The organism is Lacticaseibacillus jixiensis (genome assembly GCF_042847315.1).
GTDB lineage: Bacteria > Bacillota > Bacilli > Lactobacillales > Lactobacillaceae > Lacticaseibacillus > Lacticaseibacillus jixiensis.
On the sequence record NZ_BAAFPR010000006.1, the window covers coordinates 1 to 25128 of the forward strand.

The following is a 25128-nucleotide window of genomic DNA, read 5'->3' on the forward strand; positions in this document are numbered from 1 at the left end:
CGTCCAACTTGATACGAACAATCTCGGGTTGATCTTCGTCCATATAAATACCTCACCATTCTTATGATGAGGTCATGATACCGCTTGGCAATTGAGAGGGATAGGCGGTCTGTTATTAGGTGCTTACAAATAACAGGTGTTATTTAATTATAGGTAGCGTTTTATATTGATAATAAGTTTGACACATGCTAAGATAATTGGGTAAGTTAGTTAACTCATGAGGCGAATGGAGGCTACTGTATGAAAACCAGCGACTATGTCCACGAAGTCAATCAACTGCTCGAACGTTTCCTTGTTTATGAAACCGTTTTCAAAGAATATGCAGAAACTTGTCATAAAATAGAAATCGGTAATTGTCTTGCCAGCGAGAACTTTGCCCAGTTGCGCGACTATTACAGCCGCAACGTGTTGCGCTTCAACCATTTCGTCACAGAATGTCAGGCCATACCGGTTGCGCCAGGACTGCACGAATTCCACCACGCCTTCTTGAACGCGTTAGCCCAGATGCAACAAGGGGTTTCCACCATGCTGATGGCCATCGACGACCAAGGCATCAACCACAAGCTCTTCGCCCGCGGCCAACATCAACAAGCCCAAGCGCGCGCCCAACTCGACACCGCCTGCGCAGACTTAAGCCAAGCGATGTGATTTCGACATATAAACGAAGCGCCCACTAATCATGATGATTGGTGGGCGCTTTATTTGGCTAAGCTTGTCATTTAACGTGGTGCCGATTTGTTACTAATTCGGCTGAACCCGAAAAACCGCGATTTGTGTGCAAGGCCGTTCACTAGCCTCAATCGAATATCGGAGGCCAGCCATTGCGTAGGCGCGCGGGGAAAACAACGGTCAGGCCGTGAAACGATCAGCCCAGTAAGCCTTGCGGTTTGGGCTTGGCTTACTGGGCTGATCGCGGCAACTTTTGAGATTTGCAAGGCGAGCCGCAGGCGAGTGCAAAGCTCAAAAGTTAGGCGGAAAACACGCGCTTTTCAGCGTGGTTGGAGCCGGCCGCACAGCCTGCGCCGTTGCTTTCCCCGCGCGCCGAAGCAATGGCTGGCCGGAGCCTGTCCAAGACGTGAATCCACTCTTTTTTCGCTGCGGGCTTCGTCGAGCTGCACAAAGCAACGCGGCGTGATATAAGCTGTGACGCCGCCAAGGCACAAACCGCCTTTGCGTCATCCCATCTTATATCCACCGCTAGACCCGCTTTGCTCCGCTCTGGGGTTTTTCGTCGAGCTGCGCAGCCCAACGCGGCCTGATATAAGTCGTGACGCCACTTGGGCAAAGAACGCCCAAATGTCATCCCGCCTTATATCCACCGCTAAGTGCGGGCTGCTCCGCTCTGGGGTTTTTCGTCGAGCTGCACAAAGCAACGCGGGTGCAATTAGCTACGCCCCCGCACTCGCGGCAAAATACGCCGCAAGCACGAGGGCTAGGCTAATTGACCCGCTAAATGCGCTTTGCTCCGCTCTGGGGTCTTCGTCGAGCTGCGCAGCCCAACGCGGCGTGATATAAGTCGTGACGCCACTTGGGCAAAGTTCGCCCAAATGTCATCCCGCCTTATATCCACCGCTAAGTGCGGGCTGCTCCGCTCTGGGTTCTAGTTGTGCCCTTCTTCTGGTAACAAGATCGTTTGGTTGTCGCCGTCATCATAAGCCATCACAGTGTCTGGGAAGGCGCTTTGGTAATCGAATGGCAAGTCGACAGCCATGGTCGTTTCGCTGCCTTTTTCTGAGAAGGCAACGGTGAGCTTGCCGCCGTTGTTCAACAGATCAAAGCGCAACAAATTACCCAGCGGCACGACGCCTTGGAGGTTCTGGTCAATAATCAGCCACAAACTATCGATGATCGGTCCAGGTAAATGAGCGATGACGCCGTAAGTGGCGAAGCGGCTATGATTTGCAGTAAACATGTGGCATTCCCCCTATCATGTCATTCGTCTTGTGGTGTTAATGCGGTAATATCCGCGAACTTGGCACGGACGCTTTTGGCCAAGGCCTTGGGATCAAGACCCACCGAACGGCCGAGCTTGCCGGCTGATACAATGATCTCCTTCTCCGTCAATGCTTCGCTGCCGATATAAATGGGATAATTGTGTCGTGCATGGATCCCGATGGGTGTGTTGGCGCCGTGAATGTAGCCGGTGGTGTGCTCCAGATCCTTCAACGGGATCATGCCGACTTTCTTGTTGCCTGACGCTTTGGCCAGCAACTTATAGTCGATATGGCGATCAAGCGGCACCACGCCAACTAACGGACCGGTTTTGTTCCCGATCAACGCCAAAGTCTTGTAGATGCGGTGTTCGTCAATATCGGCGTGATCCACTTGCACCTGCTTGACATCCCCATCGTCCACCAGCGGGAAGGTATACGGCTTGTATGCAATATTTTGTTTGTCGAGCATCTTCTCGACTAAGGTCTTATCGTCTTTCTTGTGCTTTGCCATGCCATAAACTCCTTCATAAATATTGTACCACATACTAAAGGTAAGCGCGATATTCACGCCAAAAATGAAAACAGCCCACCGACTGGCAGGCTGCAGGCTTGTTAAGCGCCTTGGTATTGCATCAAGGTAAAGATGTCGTGGTCACCGATCTTGTCGCGACCGTGTAAGTCGGACAGTTCCACTAAGAACGCGGTACCAACGACGATGCCGCCGAGTTTCTCGACCAACTCGATCGTCGCCGCAATGGTGCCGCCAGTGGCCAACAAGTCGTCGCACACCAGCACGCGCTGGCCAGGTTTGATGGCATCTTTGTGTAAGTAAAGCGTGGCTTGACCATATTCCAAGTCGTAGCTGGCGCTAACTGTTTCGCGCGGCAGTTTGCCCTTCTTGCGCGCCGGGGCAAAACCTACGCCCAGCTTATAAGCCACTGGACAGCCGACGATGAAGCCGCGCGCTTCAGGGCCCACGATCATCTCAACGCCTTTGTCTTTGGCGTATTCAACGATTTCGTCAGTAGCGGCGGCGTATGCTTGCCCATCAGCCATCAATGGTGAAATGTCACGAAACACGATCCCAGGCTCTGGGAAATCAGGCACACTTGCGATATAGTCTTTGAAATTGATTGTCATTTGGGTCCTCACATTCTGGATTAAGGCTGCGTGAGTAACGCCTCCAAACTGGCACGATCATCATGAAGCAGATGCTTGGCCAGCTTGAGGAATGCGTCACGCTGCTGATATGCGGTCGCAGAATCTAGCGCCGCTTTAACGGGATGCTCGCTGACGTGAATCAACGCACCATCTATTGTAACAAATCCCAATTCGAAAAACACCTGTACAGCAAAGATTGCTTGTACAACTGTCACATGTACCGCCGCAGCCAAAGCCGGCAAGTGGTGCTTATCATAAGGCCCCGCCTTGCGCAAATACACCAGTACCCGGCCGAATTCTTCACGCTGCGGAATCGCCACTATTTCAGCTGGGTCCGCCGCAAACACTACCCGCACCGGCAGCTGCACATGTGCCATGGCCGCTTGCAGTTGCGCATGCGATTGCGGCAAGTCAACTAACACCGCATTAGGCGTGTCTTGGCCAAGGTCTTTGGCCAGCACCGTCGGCCCGCCAAATTGGAAGCGCCGCGTGAGCTTGGCCATGGTTTTGGCACTGAAGAAAACATACGTGTAGGCACCGCGGAATTGCTCCGCAGAAGGCTGCGGCAAGCGCATATCGATCACATTCGGTGCAGAAATCGTCATGTCGTTTAAGCGCAGCTGCAAGCTGGTGCGATTCTGCCAGGTGTTCTGATCCAAAGTCACCGCCAGCTTCACTTGTTGCGCCGCTTGCAAAGCATCGGCTTGATCGCCCAGCCCAAATGCGATCACATCCACGCCATCAGCCGAGAACTTCAGATGATCTTTGCCTTGGCCGATTTGCCGAATTCCTTCAACGCGCTTGGGCCGCAATGAGAATACCGGCTCCGGATTGCCTTGGCCAAAAGGCGCCAACTGCCGCAGCACTTGATAATTGGCCAAAGTCAAGTCTGCTGGATCCAAGCGTGCGGTGATCGCCAATTGCGGTTTGCCCACATCAGCCAACACGGTTTGCGCCAGCTGTTCCATAGCGGCATGCAGCTTAGGAATGTTGGCTGTGGGCACCGTCAACCCCACCGCCATCGCATGCCCGCCAAAATGCGTCATCTCATCGCGCACCGGCTGCAGGCTCTTAAACAAGTGATAATCCGGCACCGAACGGCCAGACCCTTTGGCACTTTGACCATCTTTGGCAATATTTAACACCAAAGTCGGTTTGCCGGTGGCTTCTACGATATGGCTGGCAACAATACCCAGCACCCCTTCATGCCAACCGGAATTGGCGATCACCAGCGTTTTGGCCGCAAGATTATTAGGTTGTTGGGCAATGGCCATGGCTTCTTTGGTGATCTTCTTGACCAAGCCTTGCCGCTCGGTGTTGCGCGCGTTCACATTTGCTGCCAAGCGCGCCGCTTCTTCATCGTCAAATGTCGTCAGCAAAGTCACGCCAGGATTGGCATCCCCCAGCCGGCCTAGCGCATTCAAGCGCGGCCCGATGCCAAAGCCCACGGTTTGTTCATCCACTGTCGTCGGATCGATCGACGCGGCGTCCAACAATGCCGTCAAACCCACTCGCGCCCCGGAGCGGATCTGCTGCAAGCCTAATTGCACGATGATGCGATTCTCATCGGTGAGGCTCACCAAGTCACAAATCGTCCCTAACGCCGCCAAATCGATGCTGTCCATCGGCGGTTCATCCAACAAAGCCGTCGCCACTTTGAATGCGACGCCGGCACCAGACAAGTCGCCGAAAGGATAATCACCGTCAGGATGGCGCGGATGCACCACCGCCACCGCCTCAGGCAATTCATCAGGCAGTTCATGATGATCGGTGACCACCACATCCATGCCGGCAGCCATGGCATCATCGATCACTGCTTTACCTGCGACACCATTATCAACAGTGACCACCAGCTTTGTGCCATTAGATTGTAAATATTTGTACACAGCAGGATTTGGCCCGTACCCATCGGCAAAGCGATCGGGAATAAACACTTCCGGTTCAGCGCCGACTGCTTCTAAGGCTTCTTTCATGATCGAACTGGCAGTTAAGCCGTCCACATCATAGTCGCCATAAATGGTGATTTTCTCATTGTTGGCGATCGCCTGTTGAATGCGGGCGACGGCTTTATCCATATCATGCAATAAGAACGGATCGTGCAAGCCAGTGACACTCGGGTTAATGAAACGTGCCCAAGCGTCTGGATCCACAATGCCGCGTTGTTGCAATAACCGCGCCAAAAACGGCGGCACCGCAAGCTTTTCAGCTAAGTCTGCCACCTGCTTTGCATCTGGCTGTGCAATCATTGTCCAATCATAATGTGCCAAGTTGGGCCCCCCTCAAATCGATACCGTACCATTATAGCAGAACCCCACTCAAGCGTCGCGTGGTATAATAAGGTGTAACATAAATAACCACAGCCCAACTCCAATCAGTGACTGCCATGAATGGAGAGATATGATATGGAAAAAACTGCAGAACCTACCGCTGTTGCAACTGCTGACGAGGCCTTGAACAAGAATGGTTTCGTCACTGAAAAGGACGTGCCGGAATTGTCTGACATGGAGTATGCTCGTGATTTAAGCGAGAAGCTCACCCAGCGGCGCGAGAAGAAAAACGAGCACGGCTATATTTATACCGAGCCATTCGATTATGTTGGCGGCAAGATTTCCAACATCGTCTGGAACTTTGACAAGGTACCAAGCCGTGAAGATGCCGAAACTGACCTCGGCAAAGCCATGGGCTGGCAAGAAGTTAAGCCACAATTATCCGCTGCCGACCAAGAAACATTCTAATTTAGCCATTGTGCATGATTTTGGAGGAATCACGTGATCGACGAATTCTTTGAACAAGCCCGCCAAGCTTTAGTGCTGGCCCCGGATCTGACCTACGCGCGCGCCCAAGCGATCGGCGATACGCCCCAAGCCCAAGACGTGCACGCCCAGCTGGTGTTAGCGCATCAACAAACCTTGCAGACCTCTGGCTTTGAACTGTACCTATCCGCCCATGCGCCGCTGCCTGAAGCGCGCGATGTCAATGTGCTGCTGGATGGCCAAGGCCAACCAGTGGCGCTGACCTACACCGAAGACGTGTTCATCGTCCCTTATGCCAGCGTTAATGAGGCCCAAGCCCAACAAGCCGGGGCTGCAAGCCTTGATGCTTGGCAGCAAACGCAAGCCGCGGTATTCACCAAAGCTTATGCACAAGCTGGCTTAACGTTTGATCCAGCCACCGCGATGCTGGTGCTTGAACAATTTCGCGTGATTTATCCAATCGATTAAACAAAGCGACCCGCCATGACGATATGGCGGGCCGCTTTGTTTGTTGGGCCAAATCAGTAGCCCCGAGACAAGTCTAAGGCGTGGCTGACGAGTTTGTGATCTTTGAGATATGATTGCAAGTTTGCGGCGTAAATCTCGGTGACCACAGACTTGAAATGCGCCACCTGTCCGGCCACATGCGGTGTGACCACCGTGTTTGGCAAGTGCCACAGCGGTGAATCTTGCGGCAGCGGTTCTTCTTCAAACACATCCAACACAGCATGCCCGATTTGGCCGCTGGTGATGGCGTCGATCAACGCCGCGGTATCAACAGTCCCGCCGCGGCCAACATTGATGAACATCACGCCGCGCTTCAACTGCGCAAAGCGCGCCGCATCAAAGAAGTGCTTGGATTCTGGCGTCAGCGGCAAGAGATCCACCACGAAATCGGCTTCAGCCAGCACGCTTGGCGCCGCTTCATCAGCTACATTGGCATCAAAGAACGGCAGCGTCCGCCCGCTGCGCGAAACCCCGGTGACATGCATGTCCAACGCCTTAGCCACCTGGGCGATCTTGGTGCCGATGCGCCCTGCGCCAACAATCACCATGTTGCGCCCAGCCACGCCAGCATAATCGATATCATGTTGCCACAGTGCTTGTTGCTGATTGGCTGCCGTTTCGGCAAATGCGCGGGTGCGCTGCAAAATCGCCCCGATCACATATTCTGTTAAAGCGTTGGTGTGAATACCGCTGGTGTTGGCCACCAGCACATGCGCTTTGGCCAACGCCGGCAGATCCAAATAGTCCACCCCTGCCGAATGCGCCTGCACAAAGCCTAAGTGATTGTTAGGCGTGGCCATGATGGCTTTGGTCAATGGGCCATCCCCGCCTAAGATCACTTCGACATCGGCATAACGACTTTGCGGCAATGGCTCGTCCCATTGGGTGAAGAAGTCATAACCTGGCGCGATCGCTTGTAAGCGTGCAACGTGTTCGGGCTTGATGGCACGAATGATGACAATTGCTGGTTTAGACATAAGCAGACCTCCAATTGGTTTGCCTTCATTGTACCGCATCAATCGATGGTCGGTGTAACATCACGGACTAGATTTGCATTTTCGAACATTTGTTTGTATAATGGGACTGAGGTGATGTATGTGAAACTGCCTATAACAATCGACGGTTGGACGATTTCTAAGCGCCATGCCCCCCGCGGGATGGTGTGCTTAAAGACGCGCGACAATGCTGGCATGCTGGAAGCCGACAAGCTGTTAGACGACTTGCCGCGGCTTTTAAAGCGACCTTTAACCATTACAGAACAAGTGGCTTTGACCTTGGCAGTGCCAGGCTTGGCCGCATAAGATCCGCACCCAGCTTGACTTGGCTGGGTGCTTTTTTGAATCGGCATGAAACCATTTTGGAAAAAGGCGTTGACTTGGTATAATAGTCTGCAGGAACTTAACGAAAGCGTAGGCACACTATGGATAAACAGGCATTATTAAACCGCCAGCAACACATCCGCAACTTCTCGATCGTCGCGCATATCGACCACGGCAAGTCGACCTTGGCGGATCGAATCTTGGAGCTGACGGACACCATCGCCAAGCGCGACATGCAGGCGCAAGTCTTAGACGACATGGCGCTGGAACGCGAGCGCGGCATCACCATCAAGCTCAACGCCGTGGAATTGCACTACAAGGCTAAAGATGGTGAGACGTACATTTTTCACTTGATCGATACACCGGGACACGTGGACTTCTCTTATGAAGTGTCGCGCTCTTTGGCAGCGTGTGAAGGCGCCTTGTTGTTAGTCGATGCGGCGCAAGGCGTTGAAGCACAAACGCTAGCCAATGTGTATTTGGCCTTAGACGACGATTTGGAAATCGTGCCTATCATCAACAAAGTCGACTTGCCCAGCGCCCAACCAGACGTGGTCAAAGAAGAAATCGAAGAGATGATCGGCTTAGACGCCTCAGATGCCGTATTGACCTCAGCTAAAACCGGCTTAGGCGTGCCAGAAGTCTTAGAGCGCATCGTATCAGACATCCCTGCCCCAAGCGGCGACTTGGATGCGCCGCTAGAAGCGCTGATCTTTGATTCAGTCTATGATTCTTATCGCGGGGTGGTCTTAGCGGTGCGGGTCAAAGAAGGCATCGTCAAAGTCGGTGACATGATCCAATTGATGTCCAATGGCAAACAGTTTGAAGTCACCGAAGTTGGCGTAATGTCGCCTAAAGCCGTCAAGCGCGACTTCTTGATGGTCGGCGATGTGGGCTACATCACCGCCAGCATCAAAACCATCCAAGACACCCGCGTTGGCGATACGGTCACCTTAGCCAACAACCCGGCGCAGAAGGCCTTGGAAGGCTTCCGTCAAATCACGCCGATGGTGTATTCCGGGGTCTTCCCTGTCGACAACGCCAAGTTCACCGACTTGCGCGACGCCTTGGAGAAATTGCAGCTTAACGATGCGTCATTGGAATTTGAACCTGAAACCTCACAAGCATTGGGCTTCGGCTTCCGTGTGGGCTTTCTAGGCTTGTTGCACATGGATGTCGTCCAAGAGCGCTTGGAGCGCGAGTTTGATTTGGACTTGATCATGACCGCCCCGAGTGTGGATTATCAAGTCGACAAAACCGATGGCACTTCCATCACCATCGACAATCCGTCCGAGTTGCCAGAAGCCAGTGAAATCAAAGAGATCCGCGAACCTTACGTCAAAGCCAGCATCATGGTGCCAAACGATTATGTTGGCCCAGTGATGGAAATCGCCCAACGCAAGCGTGGTGAGTTCGTGACGATGGATTACTTGGACAAATACCGCGTCAACGTGATCTACAACCTGCCTTTGTCGGAAATCATCTACGATTTCTTTGATGACTTGAAATCCTCGACTAAAGGTTATGCCAGCTTGGATTATGAAATCACCGGCTACCGCCCTTCTGATTTGGTCAAAATGGATATCTTGCTTAACGGGGATGCCGTGGATGCCTTGTCCACCATCGTCCACAAAGACTTCGCCTTCGAACGCGGCAAGGCAATCGTGGCCAGCTTGAAGCAAACCATCCCGCGCCAGCAATTCGAAGTGCCGATTCAAGCAGCCATTGGCAACAAAGTTATCGCCCGCTCCACAGTCAAAGCCTACCGCAAGAACGTCTTGGCCAAGTGCTACGGCGGCGACATCACCCGTAAGCGCAAATTACTGGAGAAACAAAAAGCCGGCAAGAAGCGGATGAAGGCCGTTGGTTCTGTGGAGGTGCCACAAGAAGCCTTCATGAGCATTCTGAAGATGAACGACGAAGATACTCGCGGTAAATAAGCATTCTTGAGCAGCTCGCTGAAGCAAAAGCATGGTTTTGCCAACGATTTGCCAACATCAGCCGCCTTGTGCTTGCAAGGCGGCTTTGTTGTCGCCTAAAAATTAGGCTTGCATTCTCAAATTCACGCGGTACAATCATCTTAACTTAATCGTTCGCTCATAAACCGTCGAGGTGGAGAATGGGTCGTGCCGCGCGCACAGAGAGTCGCTGTTGTTGAGAATGCGGCCGTGGCACACGATCAAATGGACCACCGAGGGCACCCAGGAAAGCTTGTCGAGTATGGGGTGACGTATCGAGACACGTCAGTTCTCAAAGGGTTGTTAGACCCTTCAAGTGCGCGCAAAGATTGTTTGCGCGAATCCAGGTGGCACCGCGGAATTGTCCGTCCTTGACTTTTGTTTAGGGCGGACTTTTTGTTTGGAGGAAAACATCATGAAACGATGGCAAATCGGGTGCTGCTAGTCCCTTAAGTCTAATAAGGAGCATCCCTATGAAATTTGAAACTTTGAAACCATATTTGGCTGATTATCCCGCAGTTCCGATCGTGATCCAATACCGCCAACCTGACTTTGACAGCCTGGCCGTGTTGAATCGGCTTGATGGCACCGAGCGTAAAGCGGTGCTGCTGCGCTCAGCAGACGAAGGCACCACACTGATCGCCGCTGAAACCACCGCCACTTACACTTATCGCAAAGGCGTGTTGACGATTAGCCAAGCCGGCAAAACCACGACGCAAACTACCCCCCTGGGGCCGGTGGTCGATGGCTTGTTAGCGGCGCAGCACACCCCGCGCTTGGCTGGCTTGCCGGTGTTTACCGGTGGCGTGGCCGGATATTTCGCCTACGAATACGCCCAATACGCCAAACAGCATCTGCATCTGACTGCCGAAGATCCTTATGCATTAGATGATGCTGATCTTTTTGTGGTTCCGACGGTGATCGCTTATGAACGCGCCAAACAGCGCGTCACCATCAGCCACATCGTGCCCACCGCCGGCCTTGATCAAGCTGAATTTGACGCCGTGCAGGAAAAGCTTGCCGCCTTGCGCGATCAAATCACCAACGGCGCCGCCACTTATCGCCCTGCCCCGTTTGCGTTTAGTTCAAAGCTTGAAATGACCTATGATGAAGACACCTTCGAAGCACGGGTGCGCCAAGCCCAGGAACACATTGTCGCTGGCGACATTTTCCAATTGATCATGGCCAACCAACAATCCGCCAAGATCTCCGGCAGCCTGCGCAGTCAAGCCGCCAGCTTGTTTGCTGCCAACCCGACGCCTTATCAGTTCTACTTCCAAGACGGCGATTATGAAGCGCTAGGCGCATCACCTGAGACCTTGATCAGAAAGCAAGGCACCCGCTTGTTCACTTACCCGCTGGCCGGCACCCGCCGGCGCGGCCGCACGCCAGAAGAAGACGACGCCTTTGCTTACGAATTGCAACATTCTGAGAAGGAGTTGGCTGAACACAACATGTTGATCGACTTAGGGCGCAACGATTTAGGCGCGGTGAGTGAATTCGGCAGCGTCGCCGTCACCCGCACTAGAGCGTTGTTGAAGTTTGCCAATGTGATGCATTTAGGCTCGGTGGTGGAAAGTACCGTGCGCCATGATGCCACAGCCATGGCCATTATCGATTCGCTGCTGCCGGCTGGGACCTTGTCAGGTGCCCCCAAGCAAAGCGCCATGAGTATCATCGACGAACTGGAACCGGCCAAGCGCGGCTTGTATGGTGGGGCATTGGGTTATTTTGATTACAATGGCGATTTGGATTTTGCTATTGGCATTCGCTTGTGCTTCCGCAAGCAAGACACGCTGTTATTGCAATCAGGCGCTGGAATCGTTGCCGATTCTGATCCGCGCTTGGAATACAAAGAATTTAACAACAAGATCTCAGGTGTGAAAGATGCATTGGAGGCGCGGCTATGATCTATCTCATTGACAATTATGATAGTTTTACTTATAACCTGTACCAACTGATGGGCACACTAACCAAGCAGCCGATCACCGTGGTGCATAACGATGATCTCACCGCTGAGGAATTAGTGGCCAAGCACCCAACCGGTGTCGTCTTCTCCCCTGGCCCTGGCCGCCCAGAAAATGCCGGCAACATGCCGGCGATGATCCAAGCCTTGCGCGGGCAAGTGCCAATCCTCGGGGTGTGCTTAGGTGAGCAAGCCATCGGCCAAGCCTATGGCGCCCAAGTCGTGGCCGCCAAGTCTTTGATGCATGGCAAGCCGTCTAAAATCATCACCCAGAATCACGGCGCCTTGTTTGCCGACTGCCCGCATGAATTCACTGGCGCCCGGTATCACTCACTCGTGGTTGATCAGGCCCCTGCAGGCTTGACGTTGACAGCAGTGGCAGATGATGGCAGTATCATGGCCATTGAAGACGATGCCCAGCGCGTGTTTGGCGTTCAATTTCATCCTGAGTCGATCATGACTGATCCGGCAGTCGGGCGCCAGCTGCTAAAGAATTTCTTAGCGCTTTGCGCATGAACGGAGGTAACCCCATGACGACAATTATCAATCAGCGTCCCACGACTGCGCAATTGCGCGAAGTCATTAGCGCATCTGGTTTGCATCGACCAACTGACTCGGCCCATTTAGCCGGCATGATCGCCGGTGGCAGTGAGTTTCGGCTCGCCTTTGCTGATGATCAAATCGTCGGCGTGTTGCGTGCGTTGACAGATTACACTGATGTCGTCTACATTGCCGAACTGGCGGTCAGCGCTGATTTCCAACACCAAGGGATTGGCCGCGCGCTGGTGGCTGATTTGGAAGCCACCTTGGGACCAAAGCTCAATTATGTCTTGCTGGCTTCTGAAGTGGCGCAAGACTATTATCAACATCTCGGCTATGAACCAGATCCGCGTGGGTATTTCAAACCAGCGCAGCGTTAACTTTCTCAGCACCAAAAAAACGCGCCTGAGCGATGCACAGGCGCGTTTTTTGTAGACGCTATTTATCTTCAAAGGCTTTCTTGATGCGGTCGAACAAGCGCCCTTCATGCGGCGTGACGTCTTCGCCGCTGGCTGCGGCAAAGGCCATCAACGCATCTTTTTGCTTGCTGTTGAGGTTCTTTGGCGTTTGCACCGTCACGGTGACGATTTGATCGCCCATGCCGGAACCTTGCAGACGCGGTGCGCCTTTGCCCCGCAAGCGGAACTTGGACTGCGTCTGGGTGCCGGCTGGGATCTTCAACTCAACTGGCCCATGCACGGTGTCGACTTTGATCGCATCACCTAATGCCGCTTGGGCAAAGCTGATTGGGATCTTCAAATAAATCGTCGCGCCATCGCGTTCGAACTTATCGCTGGCGGCTACCCGAAAGACAATATACAAGTCCCCATAAGGGCCGCCGTTAGTACCGGCTTCACCGGCTTCGCGCAAACGCATTTGTTGGCCGTCTTCGACCCCGGCTGGAACCTTGACATCGATGGTGTGGCGTTCTTGCTTGTGGCCAGTGCCGTGGCAATCTTCACACTTGTCTTTGATTTCCTTACCAGTACCATGGCAGACGTCACATACTTCTTGGCTCATCATGGCGCCAAGCGGGGTGTTGCGCTGCACTTGAATATAGCCGGAACCATGACACTTGTGGCAGGTCACTGGGCTGGTACCAGGTTTGGCGCCGGAGCCGCCGCAGGTATGACACACGGCTTCGCGATCATAAGAGATCTTGGTGTCCTTACCAAAAATCGCCTCTTCGAACTTAAGGTCCATGCGATATTGCAGGTCCGCACCTTGGCGCGGTGAGTTGGCACGTTGTTGCTGCCCACCGCCGAAGAATTGACTGAAAATGTCATCAAAACCAGTCCCGCCGAAACCTTGGCTGGAGAAGCCGCCAAAGCCTTGACCGCCACCGAAGCCTTGGCCAGGCTGCGGGCCGTCTGCGGAACCGTATTGGTCAAACGCCGCGCGTTTCTGCGGGTCAGACAAAACTTGGTACGCCTCGTTGATCTCTTTGAATTTCTCTTCTGCCCCAGGTTCATGATTCAAATCTGGGTGATATTTCTTTGAAAGTCGCCGAAAGGCCTTCTTGATGGTGGCATCATCGGCATCCCGACTCACCCCAAGCGTGTCATAGTAATCTTTCTGCTCTGCCATTACTGCCTCCTAAAGTCTGCTTCCAAAAGCCAATACAGGATACCACAATATCGCCATCCTGCCAAACCAGTTGTTTAATCAATAAAAGAGCCAAAGCCAGCTGGCTTTGGCTCTTGGAACAGACGACTACTTCTTGTCGTTGACGTCAGAGTATTCGCCGTCGATGGTGTCATCGTCGCCGCTCTTCTTGTCAGCCTTGTCAGCGCCGTCTTGCGCGCCGGCAGCACCTTTGGCTTGCTGGTCCTTTTGCGCTTGTTCATACAACTTGACCGTCAAGTCTTGCACGATCTTGTTGAGGTCATCACGCTTGGCCTTCATGTCTTCGATGTTGTTATCTTGTTGAGCCTTCTTCAAGGCTTCCTTGGCATCTTCAGCCTTCTTGATTTCGTCATCGGAAACTTTGCCCTTCAAGTCCTTCAAGGTCTTGTCAGTTTGGAACAAGAGTTGGTCGACATCGTTCTTCAAATCGACTTCTTCCTTGCGCTTCTTGTCGGCTTCTTCGTTTTCCTTGGCTTCTTTCATCATGCGATCGATTTCTTCATCGGACAAACCGCTGGAACTCTTGATCGTGATGTCTTGAGACTTGCCAGTGCCCATATCCTTAGCGGAAACTTGCACGATACCGTTCTTATCGATGTCGAACTTAACTTCGATTTGCGGCACGCCACGAGGGGCAGCTGGGATGTCAGTGAGTTGGAAGCGACCCAACGTCTTGTTGTCAGCAGCCATTGGCCGTTCACCTTGCAAGACATGGATATCAACGGCTGGCTGGTTGTCAGCGGCAGTGGAGAAGACTTGGGACTTGGAAGTTGGGATCGTGGTGTTGCGATCGATCAACTTGGTGAACACGCCGCCCATGGTTTCAATACCTAAGGACAATGGCGTTACATCAAGCAAGACAACATCTTTAACATCACCGGAAATGACCCCGCCTTGGATAGCAGCACCAAGGGCAACGGCTTCATCAGGGTTGATGGAGTGATCAGGTTCTTTGCCAGTCCAGCTCTTAACGGCTTCTTGGACAGCTGGGATCCGAGTCGAACCACCGTTTAAGATGACCTTATCCAAATCAGCAGCAGTCAAGCCAGCATCTTTCAAGGCATTGTCAACTGGGACCTTGGTGCGTTCAACCAAGTCTTCAGTCATTTGGTCAAACTTGGCCTTAGTCAAAGTCCGTTCCAGATGCAGCGGACCGTTGGCGCCAGCGGAGATGAATGGCAAGGAGATCTGAGTGGACGAAACACCGGACAGATCCTTCTTAGCCTTTTCAGCCGCGTCCTTGAGGCGTTGCATGGCCATCTTGTCTTTGGACAAGTCGATGCCGTTTTCAGCTTTGAATTCGTCGACTAACCAGTTGATGATCTTGTCGTCGAAATCGTCACCACCCAAGTGTGTATCACCGTTAGTGGACAAAACTTCAAAGACGCCATCGCCAAGCTGTAAGATGGAAACATCAAAAGTCCCACCGCCTAAATCATAAACAAGGACTTTCTCGTCGGCGTCGCCTTTGTCCAAGCCATAAGCCAAGGCAGAAGCAGTTGGTTCGTTAACGATCCGAGAAACGTTCAAGCCGGCGATCTTACCAGCATCTTTAGTTGCTTGACGCTGAGAATCGTTGAAGTAAGCCGGCACGGTGATGACCGCATCAGTCACATCTTCACCAAGGTAATCTTGAGCAAAGCCCTTGATGTATTGCAGGATCTGCGCGGAAATTTCTTGTGGCGTGTAGTTCTTATCGCCAACTTTTACCGTGTAGCCTGCTTCACCCATGTGCCGCTTGATGGAAACGATGGTGTCTGGGTTGGTGATCGCTTGACGCTTTGCGACTTCCCCGACTTGGATCTCGCCGTCTTTGAACGCAACGACGGAAGGCGTGGTACGGTTGCCTTCTGGGTTGGTGATGATTTTCGGTTCGCCACCTTCAAGCACCGCAACAGCGGAGTTGGTGGTCCCTAAGTCGATCCCAATAACTTTACTCATTGTCATACCTTCTTCTAAATTTTTGATTAACTAATTTTAATTGCCATAGCCTGCCAGGCGCCGGCAAGTGAACCAGAGCGGAGCAAAGCGAATTTAGCGATGTGTGTAAGCTGGCTTAAGCTGATGGCCGGTTTTGCCATAAGCTTGAGCCAACTTACACACAATCGCGTGCTTTGCGCAGCTCGACGATACCAGAGCGAAGCGGCGCGCTTTTAGCGGGTCAGGTAGCCTAGTCAGCGTGCTTGAGGCGCTTCTTGCCTCGAGTACGCTGACGTAGCTAGCTGCACCCGCGTTGCGCCACGCAGCTCGACGATACCAAAGCGAAGCGGCTCGACGCGGCGGCTTACTGTGCTACCACGACCATTGCTGGCCGCAACACCCGTTCTTTCATCTTGTAGCCTTTTTGCAAGACTTGCACGATGGTGTCTTTAGGATGATCGTCGTCTGCCGGCACTGTTTGCACGGCTTGATGCATGGTTGGGTCAAACTTGCCTTCGGCCGGTACGGCTTCAACGTGATTCTCGGTTAAGGCTGACTCTAAATGGCTATAAACCATTTCGACGCCTTTCTTCAACGGATCATCATCATCTTTGGCGCTGGCTAAGGCCCGCTCCAAGTTGTCTAACACAGGCAACACAGCAGTGGCGAGCTTTTGACCATCATATTGCAACAAGGTCGCACGCTCTTTCTTGAAGCGGTTGTTCATGTTGCTGATTTCAGCAGCGGCGCGCAAGTACTTGTCTTCGAAATCGTCGCGCTCTTGTTGCAGCTTCGCCACATCAACGTCGGCGTTATCAACTTGTTCGTCGAGATCTTGCGCCATTTCAGCGGCGATTTCGTCTTTCAACGACGGCTGAGCCTGCTTATCGGCTTGCTTAGCGTCTGCGGCTGCTGGTTTTGCTTGCTCAGGCGTTTCTTTGGTTGTTTGGTCTTTCGATTCTGCTTTGGTTTCCGGTGCTTTCTTATCTTCAGCCATAGCGGCCTCCTTCATTCAGTATGGTCACCCATCAAAGTGTGAATAATAATCGGTCAGCCGCTTGGCCAGTTCTTCACGAAAGGCGTCCAATAAGCCGATCATTTTGGAATACGGCATTTGCGTTGGGCCCAGCAAGGCGATCATGCCGGTGCCGTGGTCGCCAACCGAGTAACTGGCGGTGATCAAGCTCAAGTCGTCTAGTACCTCCGGCGTCAACTCGTGGCCCAAGCGCACATGGACGGTGTTGCTAGGCTTGACCGGACCAATCAATTGATTGATATCTCCTGTGTCGTCATCGATCAAGGAGAAGATCTGCTTGACGCGGCGCACATCAGAATCATCCAGATAATCCATTAAGTTCAAGCGGCCACCGACATAGAAGCGCTCAGCAGCGGCTTGTTTCAAGACGCTGCCGAACACATCCAAGAAGCCATCGGGGCTGGCCATGTATTTGAACAACAAGGCCGGCACGTCGCTTTGCAGCTTCTGAGCGACTTGACTCAATGGCAAGCCGACAAGTTGATCGTTGACGATGCGGATCGCCTTTTCGACTTCGTCAGTATCGATTTCTCCTGGCAAGGTGAACAACTGGTTGACCACATTGCCATTGTTAGTGACCAAGATCGCCATCACTTGATGGTTGCCCAACGGCACCATCCGAAAGCCGGTTAAGCGCAGATTCGCGACTTCCGGGCCTAAGGTGATCGCCGTGTAATTGGTCAGATTCGACAAAATCCGCGCTGATTGCTCAACGATCTCATCGATCTTGTAGAAATGTCCGCCGAAGCCTTGTTGGATCGCGGCGATTTCCGCCGGTGCTGCTTGCGCCGGTTCGACCAAGTTGTCCAAATAGTAGCGGTAGCCTTTAGTTGAAGGCACGCGTCCGGAACTGCTATGGGTCTTGGTAATCAAGCCTGCTTCTTCAAGTGCCGCCATGTCGTTACGGATCGTTGCCGAGCTGACATGGATCGGCAATTCTGCCATCAAAGTCTTAGACCCGACTGGTTGGCCGGTTTCCGTGAAGCTCCGGATGATCTCTTTTAAGACGAGCAGCTGGCGTTTCGTTAACATATTGCCACCCTCTTCTTAGCACTAACACTGATTGAGTGCTAACTCACAATTACTATACTAGCAACCACCGTTAGCATAGTCAACCCCCAGAGTGCTAAATTGCGAAAAAATCCCAGTGTTATCGCCATCAACACCACGTCATGCCTTGTTTCAGTATCGCCAATCATGCGCCGCGCCGCAACCGCCTTAAGTCTGATAAGCCTTTGCCAAAATAAGCCGTCGCCCAGTGCGACAGCTTATGGTTTACACCAATGGATCATCCAACAAGAACTGCTGGAACACCTCATTGCCTAAAAACATTCCTTTGTTGGTCAACCTAATACGGTCGCCAAGGTCTTGCATCAGGCCTTGAGCCACCAAGTTCGGCACCAATTCACCATAAACATCTTCGAGCTTGAGATGATAGCGCTGGGCAAAGCGCTGGCGGCTGACACCCATTCTGGTGCGCAGTCCAAGAAACATTTCTTCTTCGATTTGCTCTTCAAGCGGCACCAAGTGATGTTCGATCACCGGCAGCTTATCTTCATGCAGCGGCGCGAGATATTGCTGGATCGGGCCGAAATTGTGGTAGCGATCACGACCAATATAGCCGAACGCCCCGGCGCCGAAACCGAAGTAATGGGCATTCTGCCAATATAACAAGTTATGTTGGCATTCAAAACCCGGCTTGGCAAAATTAGCGATTTCGTATTGCTCGCGGCCGTTGGCGTGCATCAAATCAATGGCATCTTGGTACATATCAGCTTCCACGTCTTGGCTGGGCAAGGTGAGCTTGCCTTTGCGCATCAAGTTGTAGAAAATCGTTTTGCGCTCCAAGATCAGTGAATACGTTGAATAATGCGGCAGGTCCAAAGCCAGTGCTTCATGCAGGCTCTTTAAGAAATTGTCGCGGCTTTGGCCTGGCAAGCGGAAGATCAAGTCGATGGATAAGTTATCAAAACCCACTTTGCGGGCATTGGCAATGGCTTGATAAACATCTTTGACCCGGTGGATGCGCCCGATGCGCTTCAAGATCTCATCATCGAAGCTTTGCACGCCGATGGACAAGCGATTGACGCCGTTATCATGCAGTACCTGGAGCTTGGCGGTGTCTTGCAAGTCATTGGGATTGGCTTCGAAGGTGAACTCCCCTTGATCAAAATGCAAATACTCGCGGATCCCGACGCACAGCTTATCCAGTTGCGCCGGCGTCAGCGTCGTCGGGGTGCCGCCGCCGACATACACGGTTTCGATCTTTTCTTCAGGGTGTTCTGCCATGACTTTCTGCATTTCAAGCAGCAACATGTCAACGTAATCGTCAACGGGTTGGCCTTCGATAAACACCTTGTTGAAATCACAGTAATAACAAATATGTTCGCAGAATGGAATATGAATATACGCTCCTGCCATTAATGCGCCTCCGCAAGCCACGCCAAGCTGTGCTGACGATCTTGGTTCAACTGATCGATCAACCCGGCAGCATCGGCAAACTTGATTTCACCGCGCAAATAATGCTCCCATTGCACAGTAACGTGTTCGCCATAAATGTCTTCATCGAAATCAAACAAGTTGATTTCCAAGGTCACCGCCCGACCGGCGCCAAAAGTCACATTGCGGCCCACTGACGCCATTCCCGGCAGCCAGCGCGCGCCAACGCGCATCTTCACCGTGTAGATGCCAATGCCTGGCAAGCGCTGGTTATTCGGCGTTTGAATATTGGCGGTGGGAAAACCCAACGTCCGCCCGCGTGCTTCGCCATGTACGACGATGCCAGTGGTTTGATAATGATAGCCTAATAAGCGGTTGGCACAATCAACGTCGCCTTCATCTAAGGCGTGTTTGATCCGCGTTGACGAGATCTTCTCTGCTTTTTCCATGTGTTCTTCAACGGTGACGATGTCAAAGCGGCCTTTGGCATACTGCGGCAAAGTCGTCATGTTGGCGACCGCCTTGACGCCATAAGTATAGTCGAAGCCAGCAACGACTGTGTCGGCGTGTAAGCCGACGAGATACTGATCAACGAACGCTTGCGGTGCCAGCGCCGCAAATTCCGGCGTGAAGTGGACGAAATACAGCGTGTCCACGCCTAGATCCGCCATCAGCGCCACTTTACGCAGCCGCGGCGACAGGTAATGGACTGAATCTGCAGGTACACCTTGGTAGATCACTGCCGGATGAATATCAAAAGTCATCACCGCAAGCGGCAGGTGCTTGGTATCGGCAATTTGGCGCGCGCGGTTGATCACCGCTTGATGCCCGCGGTGCACCCCATCAAAAAAACCAAGCGCCAAGACGACAGGCGCTTTTGGAGTGGCAGTTAACGGGGGATGAATATCGATCACTTGCATTTCAACGACTTCCTTCATTACTAAGATACATCACATCAGGCCGATACAGCTCATCATCTTTGCGATACACGGCTTTCAATAAACCATCATAGGTCAAGCCCAGCTGTTGGGCCGATTGATTCAACTTCAAGAAACGGCCATGTTGAATCCGGTCGTATTGTTCCGCATCCAATGCCACCAACGGCAGTGTCCCATAAGCGTATTCGATGGGCCGCAAATGGACGCGCACCGCCGCCGGGGCCGTTTGATCATCTAACGGCCGCAGATCCAACGTTTGATCCAAGGTGAAGCCGCCGCTGGCAATACGGGTCAATTGACTCATCACCGCCGCCACTCCCAAGGCCTTGCCGACATCGACTGCCAGCGTACGAATATAGGTGCCTTTAGACACGCGCACTTCGAATTTGAAGCGCTGTTGGCCAAGCTGGGCGTCATAAATCGGCTCGCTGGTGCGGGTGAAGGCATAAACAGTCGCTTGGCGAATCGGGCGCTCAACCGCTTGCCCGGCCCGGGCATATTCGTATAACTTGCGGCCATTGACTTTCACCGCTGAATACATCGGCGGGATCTGCGTGATCTCGCCGGTAAAAACAGCCAATTGGGCGTCGATTTGCGCATTGGTGAACGGCTGGCTCAGCGGTGTCTCTTCAACGACTGCCCCATCGAGGTCTTCGGTTTCGGTACTAAAGCCCAACAACACTTCACCAGTGTAAGTCTTACCTGCTGCCATTAATTCCGGCACGGCTTTCGTCGCTGCGCCTAACGCGATCGGCAACACGCCATCCACATTGGGGTCCAACGTGCCAGAATGGCCGATTTTCTTCATGTGCAACAATCGCCGCAATTGGGCAATCACATCGTGGCTGGTCATCCCAGTCGGTTTATATACAGGCAAAATGCCATCCATGTGCTTCAATCCTTTCAGTTCGCAACACTTCATTATACCTGTCTGGCGCCACTTGTGCACGCACCTGACTCCGTCAAAAAAAGCGCTTGGGGATCGCGACAATTGTCGTGATTCCCAAGCGCTTAAACTTGAGTTTACTGTTCGCGTTTCATTTCAGCCAGCAATTGATCGATATGGGCGCCGTATTGCACGGACTTATCCTGTTCGAAATGAATCTCTGGCGTCTTATACAGCTTGATGCGTTGGCCGACTTCACGCCGGATCAAACCAGTCGCCTTGTCCAAGCCGGTTTGTGCTTCTGCGATCTTTGACTCATCGTCTGAAAGAATGCTGAAGTAAACTGTGGCTTCTTGAAGGTCGCCGGTTAAATTGATCCCAGTGATCGTCACGCCTTGCACCCGCGGATCGTTGACATCCTTCAACAAGATGTCATCGATTTCACGTTGGATCTGGGTTTCTACCCGTCCGATGCGATGTTTCATAGGCTTTCTCCTTGTTCGAGAATACTGAATGGTTAGTTTCGTCCAGCTGCACGAGGCAACGTGGCTGCGGTTAGCTACGCCGTCGTACTCGGGACAAAGTGCGCCCCAAGCACAACGGCTAGGCTACCCGACCCACTAGGTGCGCCTCGCTCCGCTTTGGTTATCGTCAAGCTCCGTGACGCAACGCGGCGGGATATAAGTCGTGACGCCACTTGGACAAAGTGCGCCCAAATGTCATCCCGCCTTATATCCGCCGCTAAGTGCGCGTCACTGCGCTTTGGGTTACTTAACCGGAACTTCTTCCATGCTGTATGCTTCGATTTGGTCGTCTGGCTTAACGTCATTGTAACCTGCGATCGTCATCCCAAATTCAAAGCCGGTCTTGACTTCCTTGACATCGTCTTTGAAACGACGCAAGGAACCAAGTTCGCCTTCATGGATCACGATGCCGTCACGGATCAAGCGGACCTTGGAATCGCGACGAATGTAGCCGCTATCCACATAACCGCCAATGACCGTGCCAACTTTGGAAACAGAGATGGTTTCGCGAACCGTGATCTGGCCGGTAACCTTCTCTTCGTAAGTCGGATCCAGCATCCCCTTCATCGCAGACTCAACTTCATCGATGGCCTTGTAAATGACAGAATGCAAGCGGATGTCGACATCGTCCATGTCGGCTTGGCTCTTGGCTTGAGGCGTTGGACGCACGTTGAAGCCAATGATGATGGCATTAGAGGCACTAGCCAAGGTCACATCAGATTCGTTGATCGCACCAACGGCTTGATGAATGATGTTGACGCGAACGCCTTCAACATCGATCTTCTTCAAGGAACCGGCGATGGCTTCAACAGAGCCTTGAACATCGGCTTTGATGATGACGTCAACTTCTTTGAGTTGACCTTCCTTCATCGTTTCAAACAAGTTGTCCAAGGTAACGTGAGCAGTTTGTTGACGTTCCTTGTCCAAAGCCCGCTTAGCCCGTTCTTCACCAGCAGCCCGGGCGGTCTTTTCGTCGTCAAAGACAACGAAGCGATCGGCGGATTGCGGCACATCGTTCAAGCCGGTGATTTCAACTGGCATGGAAGGCTTGGCTTCCTTGACCCGACGACCACGATCGTTGGTCATGGTCCGGATGCGCCCATAGGTGTTGCCGACAACCACAGGATCACCGATATGCAACGTCCCTTGTTGAACCAAGACAGTGGACACTGGGCCGCGGCCTTTGTCCAAACGAGATTCGATTACAGTACCAACCGCCTTTTGATCAGGGTTGGCTTTGAGTTCCAAGACGTCGGCTTCAAGCAAGATCATTTCCAAGAGTTCATCGATGTTCTTGCCGAACTTCGCGGAGATCTCAACGAAAATGGTATCGCCGCCCCAGCTTTCAGGGATCAGTTCGTATTCAGCGAGCTGTTCCATGACATGCTGTGGGTTGGCACCTGGCTTATCGATCTTGTTGACCGCCACGATGATCGGGGCTTTAGCCGCGCGGGCGTGGTTAATCGCTTCGATCGTCTGTGGCATCACGCCGTCATCAGCGGCAACGACTAAGACGATGATATCAGTGATATCAGCGCCGCGGGCCCGCATGTTGGTGAAGGCCGCATGCCCTGGCGTATCCAAGAATGTGATCACGCGATCATTCAAGCGGGTTTGATAAGCCCCGATGTGCTGCGTGATCCCACCGGCTTCGCCTTCGGTAACATGGGTATGCCGGAGTTTATCCAACAGCGTCGTCTTACCATGGTCAACGTGCCCCATGATGGTGACAACTGGTGGCCGAGCAACCAAGTTATCTGTGCTGGTCGTTTCTTCTTCAAAGACCTTGTCCAAGTCGGTGATATCTTCTTCGACCTTCTCTTGGGCATCGATGCCATAATCAGTGGCGATCAATTCGATTGCGTCTTTATCCAAGCTTTGGTTCTGGTTGACCATCACGCCTAACATGAACAACTTCTTGATGATCTCGGCTGGTTCACGGTGCAACAACTTGCCCAGATCTTGCGCGTTCATGCCGACTGTGTAAACCAAAGTCTCTGGTAATGGCCGATCTTTACGCTGCGGCATCGGCTTCTTAGGTGCCGATTGCTGTTGACGACGCTTGTTCTTCTTGTTGCGGCGGAAGCTGGAGCGGGAGTTGTTGTTGCCATAGTTATTCCCGCCACGGTTGTTGCCGTAGTTGTTACGGCCGCGATTGCCGCCGCGGTTGTCGCTTTGTTGCGGCGCAGATTCGAAGTGATTGCGCGCCGGACGTGCTGGCGTTGCTTGAGCAGCTGGTTGTTGCGGCTTAGCTTGCGCAGCCGGGCGCTGTTGTTGCGGACTGCTTTGCGTGGCTGGGCGTTGTTGGGTAGCAGGCTTGGCTGGTTGGGCTTGCGGCTTTGGTTGCGCCGCTTTGCGTGCTGCTTCTTGTTGCGCTTGGCGCTTAGCTTCTTTGGCTGCTTGTTGCTGCTTGAGTTGTTGAATGAACTTCTCATCGTTGCCGGCAACTGGCCGCGGTTGTGAGTTAGCCGCAGTGGCCCGTCCAGCACGCGGCATTGGGCCGGAAACTGGCTTGGCTTGACGGTTATCACGCCGTTCGTTGCGGTTGTTGCGCGGTGCTTGGCCGCCACGGTTGTTATCGCGAGTGCGTTCGTTGCGCCCGTTGTTGTTATTGTTGTTGCGGTTGCCGCCTTGGCGTTGGTTTTGAGTGCCTGGGGCAGAATGTGGCCGCCGGATGGCAGACTTGGCGATCAAGGTCTTCCCATCTTTGGTCTTAGTCGTTGCATGATGCGGACCAGGCGCCGCTTTTGCGGTTTCTGGTTTGGCAGCATCGGCTGGCTTTTCAGCTGGCTTAGCCGCTTCTGGCTTAGCAGCCGGCTTGGCAGCAGCAGGTGCAGGTTTCACTGCAGCAGACAACTTGGCGATTTGATCGTCTTCCATCGTCGACATGTGGTTCTTATAATCAATGCCCATCTTCTTAGCGGTATCAATCACCGTTTTGGATTGAACATTCATTTCTTTGGCAAATTCATAAACACGTTTTTTGCCCATTTCTTCACGCTCCCTTATGGATTAGGTGAGCAGCTTTATCAATGACTTGGCAAACCCTTGATCGACCACGGCAATGGCCGTTCTTGGCACGCCGATCGCTTCGGCAATGGTGAGTTTATCCAAGGCCGTCACGATCGGCACTTCATAAAAGCTACTTTTATCAGTAAATTGTTTAATTGAACGAGCGCTGGCGTCACTGGCAACAATGACCAAGTGAGCGGAACCATCACGGATGGCCCCGATCACGAAATCTTCACCCATCGTCAGCTTGCCGGCGCGGCGGGCCAACCCTAACAGGTTAGCGGCACGTTGTTTCGGCGTCATTTCTTCTGGTCCCCGAATAATTCCAAGCGGGCCTTCTTGTGATCCACATAAGCGAACAATTCGTCGTAGAATGCAGGATCGACAGTGACGTCAAAAGCCTTATCAATGACTTTCTTCGTCTTGGCTTGCTTAATGGCTTCAGGTACTAAGGCCACATAAGCGCCGCGGCCGGCTGCTTTGCCGGTTGGATCGATGGCCACGGTGTTGTCGGCATTACGCACGACACGCACCATTTCTTTCTTGGGAAACATCTCGCCCGATAACAGATCTTTGCGCATCGGGATCTTGCGAACTTTAGCCATCTTT

At 52.8% G+C, this 25128-nt stretch carries 24 protein-coding genes; 8 read left to right on the plus strand and 16 right to left on the minus strand.

Features of this window, described 5'->3' with window-relative positions; genetic code table 11:
• Nucleotides 1-240: 240 nt before the first annotated feature.
• Nucleotides 241-648, plus strand: a complete 408-nt coding sequence (locus tag ACGG90_RS05105) for a hypothetical protein (RefSeq protein ID WP_390406642.1) — start codon at nt 241-243, stop codon at nt 646-648.
• Nucleotides 649-1600: 952 nt separating this feature from the next.
• On the opposite strand, the gene ACGG90_RS05110 is transcribed toward ACGG90_RS05105, so the two are convergent.
• From ACGG90_RS05110 to recJ, 4 genes are all read right to left on the minus strand, one after another.
• A complete protein-coding gene (locus ACGG90_RS05110) occupies nt 1601-1912 on the minus strand; it encodes a DUF960 domain-containing protein (RefSeq protein ID WP_390406645.1) in 312 nt (103 codons plus the stop codon).
• A 20-nt stretch (nt 1913-1932) separates the two neighbouring features.
• Nucleotides 1933-2445 (minus strand): aminoacyl-tRNA deacylase, encoded by a 513-nt coding sequence (locus tag ACGG90_RS05115; RefSeq protein WP_390406648.1) that lies wholly within the window; start codon nt 2443-2445, stop codon nt 1933-1935.
• 101 nt (nt 2446-2546) lie between these two features.
• Nucleotides 2547-3074, minus strand: a complete 528-nt coding sequence (locus tag ACGG90_RS05120; RefSeq protein WP_390406651.1) for an adenine phosphoribosyltransferase — start codon at nt 3072-3074, stop codon at nt 2547-2549.
• 20 nt (nt 3075-3094) lie between these two features.
• Nucleotides 3095-5362 (minus strand): single-stranded-DNA-specific exonuclease RecJ, encoded by a 2268-nt coding sequence (recJ, locus tag ACGG90_RS05125; protein ID WP_390406654.1) that lies wholly within the window; start codon nt 5360-5362, stop codon nt 3095-3097.
• Nucleotides 5363-5497: 135 nt separating this feature from the next.
• On the opposite strand from recJ, the gene ACGG90_RS05130 reads away from it, so the two are divergent.
• Together ACGG90_RS05130 and ACGG90_RS05135 are read left to right on the plus strand one after the other, a co-directional pair.
• Nucleotides 5498-5830 carry a hypothetical protein gene (locus tag ACGG90_RS05130; RefSeq protein ID WP_390406657.1) on the plus strand — a complete coding sequence of 111 codons (333 nt, stop codon included), beginning with the start codon at nt 5498-5500 and terminating at the stop codon, nt 5828-5830.
• A 33-nt stretch (nt 5831-5863) separates the two neighbouring features.
• Complete coding sequence (locus tag ACGG90_RS05135; protein ID WP_390406660.1) at nt 5864-6316, plus strand: ASCH domain-containing protein; 453 nt, start codon at nt 5864-5866, stop codon at nt 6314-6316.
• Between the two features lie 53 nt (nt 6317-6369).
• Here the strand turns inward: ACGG90_RS05135 and ACGG90_RS05140 are convergent, their stop codons facing one another.
• Nucleotides 6370-7332: an NAD(P)-dependent oxidoreductase gene (locus ACGG90_RS05140; RefSeq protein WP_390406662.1), complete on the minus strand. Its 963-nt coding sequence runs from the start codon at nt 7330-7332 to the stop codon at nt 6370-6372.
• A gap of 120 nt (nt 7333-7452) precedes the next feature.
• Here ACGG90_RS05140 and ACGG90_RS05145 point away from each other — a divergent pair, with 120 nt between their 5' ends.
• From ACGG90_RS05145 to ACGG90_RS05165, 5 genes are all read left to right on the plus strand, one after another.
• The gene (locus ACGG90_RS05145) at nt 7453-7656 is read left to right on the plus strand and encodes a hypothetical protein (protein ID WP_390406665.1); all 204 of its coding nucleotides are present in this window, start codon (nt 7453-7455) and stop codon (nt 7654-7656) included.
• A gap of 119 nt (nt 7657-7775) precedes the next feature.
• A complete protein-coding gene (gene lepA / locus ACGG90_RS05150) occupies nt 7776-9614 on the plus strand; it encodes a translation elongation factor 4 (RefSeq protein ID WP_390406667.1) in 1839 nt (612 codons plus the stop codon).
• A gap of 491 nt (nt 9615-10105) precedes the next feature.
• Entirely contained in the window at nt 10106-11542 is a 1437-nt protein-coding gene (locus ACGG90_RS05155; protein WP_390406669.1) for an anthranilate synthase component I family protein, read from the plus strand.
• A complete protein-coding gene (locus tag ACGG90_RS05160; protein ID WP_390406672.1) occupies nt 11539-12114 on the plus strand; it encodes an anthranilate synthase component II in 576 nt (191 codons plus the stop codon). Before ACGG90_RS05155 ends, ACGG90_RS05160 begins: the two co-directional genes overlap by 4 nt.
• A 14-nt stretch (nt 12115-12128) precedes the next feature.
• Nucleotides 12129-12518: a GNAT family N-acetyltransferase gene (locus ACGG90_RS05165; protein ID WP_390406674.1), complete on the plus strand. Its 390-nt coding sequence runs from the start codon at nt 12129-12131 to the stop codon at nt 12516-12518.
• Nucleotides 12519-12576: 58 nt separating this feature from the next.
• On the opposite strand, the gene dnaJ is transcribed toward ACGG90_RS05165, so the two are convergent.
• From dnaJ to rnpM, 11 genes are all read right to left on the minus strand, one after another.
• A complete protein-coding gene (dnaJ, locus tag ACGG90_RS05170; protein ID WP_390406677.1) occupies nt 12577-13725 on the minus strand; it encodes a molecular chaperone DnaJ in 1149 nt (382 codons plus the stop codon).
• A gap of 126 nt (nt 13726-13851) precedes the next feature.
• Nucleotides 13852-15705: a molecular chaperone DnaK gene (dnaK, locus tag ACGG90_RS05175; RefSeq protein ID WP_390406679.1), complete on the minus strand. Its 1854-nt coding sequence runs from the start codon at nt 15703-15705 to the stop codon at nt 13852-13854.
• Between the two features lie 343 nt (nt 15706-16048).
• A complete protein-coding gene (gene grpE / locus ACGG90_RS05180) occupies nt 16049-16681 on the minus strand; it encodes a nucleotide exchange factor GrpE (protein ID WP_390406682.1) in 633 nt (210 codons plus the stop codon).
• A 24-nt stretch (nt 16682-16705) separates the two neighbouring features.
• A complete protein-coding gene (hrcA, locus tag ACGG90_RS05185; RefSeq protein ID WP_390406684.1) occupies nt 16706-17752 on the minus strand; it encodes a heat-inducible transcriptional repressor HrcA in 1047 nt (348 codons plus the stop codon).
• Between the two features lie 243 nt (nt 17753-17995).
• Nucleotides 17996-19141 carry a radical SAM family heme chaperone HemW gene (gene hemW, locus ACGG90_RS05190; protein ID WP_390406687.1) on the minus strand — a complete coding sequence of 382 codons (1146 nt, stop codon included), beginning with the start codon at nt 19139-19141 and terminating at the stop codon, nt 17996-17998.
• The gene (gene ribF / locus ACGG90_RS05195; protein ID WP_390406690.1) at nt 19141-20079 is read right to left on the minus strand and encodes a riboflavin biosynthesis protein RibF; all 939 of its coding nucleotides are present in this window, start codon (nt 20077-20079) and stop codon (nt 19141-19143) included. Before ribF ends, hemW begins: the two co-directional genes overlap by 1 nt.
• 1 nt (nt 20080) lies before the next feature.
• Nucleotides 20081-20986: a tRNA pseudouridine(55) synthase TruB gene (truB, locus tag ACGG90_RS05200; protein WP_390406693.1), complete on the minus strand. Its 906-nt coding sequence runs from the start codon at nt 20984-20986 to the stop codon at nt 20081-20083.
• 134 nt (nt 20987-21120) lie between these two features.
• Nucleotides 21121-21468: a 30S ribosome-binding factor RbfA gene (rbfA, locus tag ACGG90_RS05205; RefSeq protein WP_390406696.1), complete on the minus strand. Its 348-nt coding sequence runs from the start codon at nt 21466-21468 to the stop codon at nt 21121-21123.
• Between the two features lie 282 nt (nt 21469-21750).
• Nucleotides 21751-24498 (minus strand): translation initiation factor IF-2, encoded by a 2748-nt coding sequence (infB, locus tag ACGG90_RS05210; protein ID WP_390406698.1) that lies wholly within the window; start codon nt 24496-24498, stop codon nt 21751-21753.
• 21 nt (nt 24499-24519) lie between these two features.
• Nucleotides 24520-24822 carry a L7Ae/L30e/S12e/Gadd45 family ribosomal protein gene (locus ACGG90_RS05215; RefSeq protein WP_390406700.1) on the minus strand — a complete coding sequence of 101 codons (303 nt, stop codon included), beginning with the start codon at nt 24820-24822 and terminating at the stop codon, nt 24520-24522.
• Complete coding sequence (rnpM, locus tag ACGG90_RS05220; protein WP_390406702.1) at nt 24819-25124, minus strand: RNase P modulator RnpM; 306 nt, start codon at nt 25122-25124, stop codon at nt 24819-24821. The genes ACGG90_RS05215 and rnpM overlap by 4 nt, the downstream gene beginning before the upstream one ends.
• Nucleotides 25125-25128: the final 4 nt, after the last annotated feature.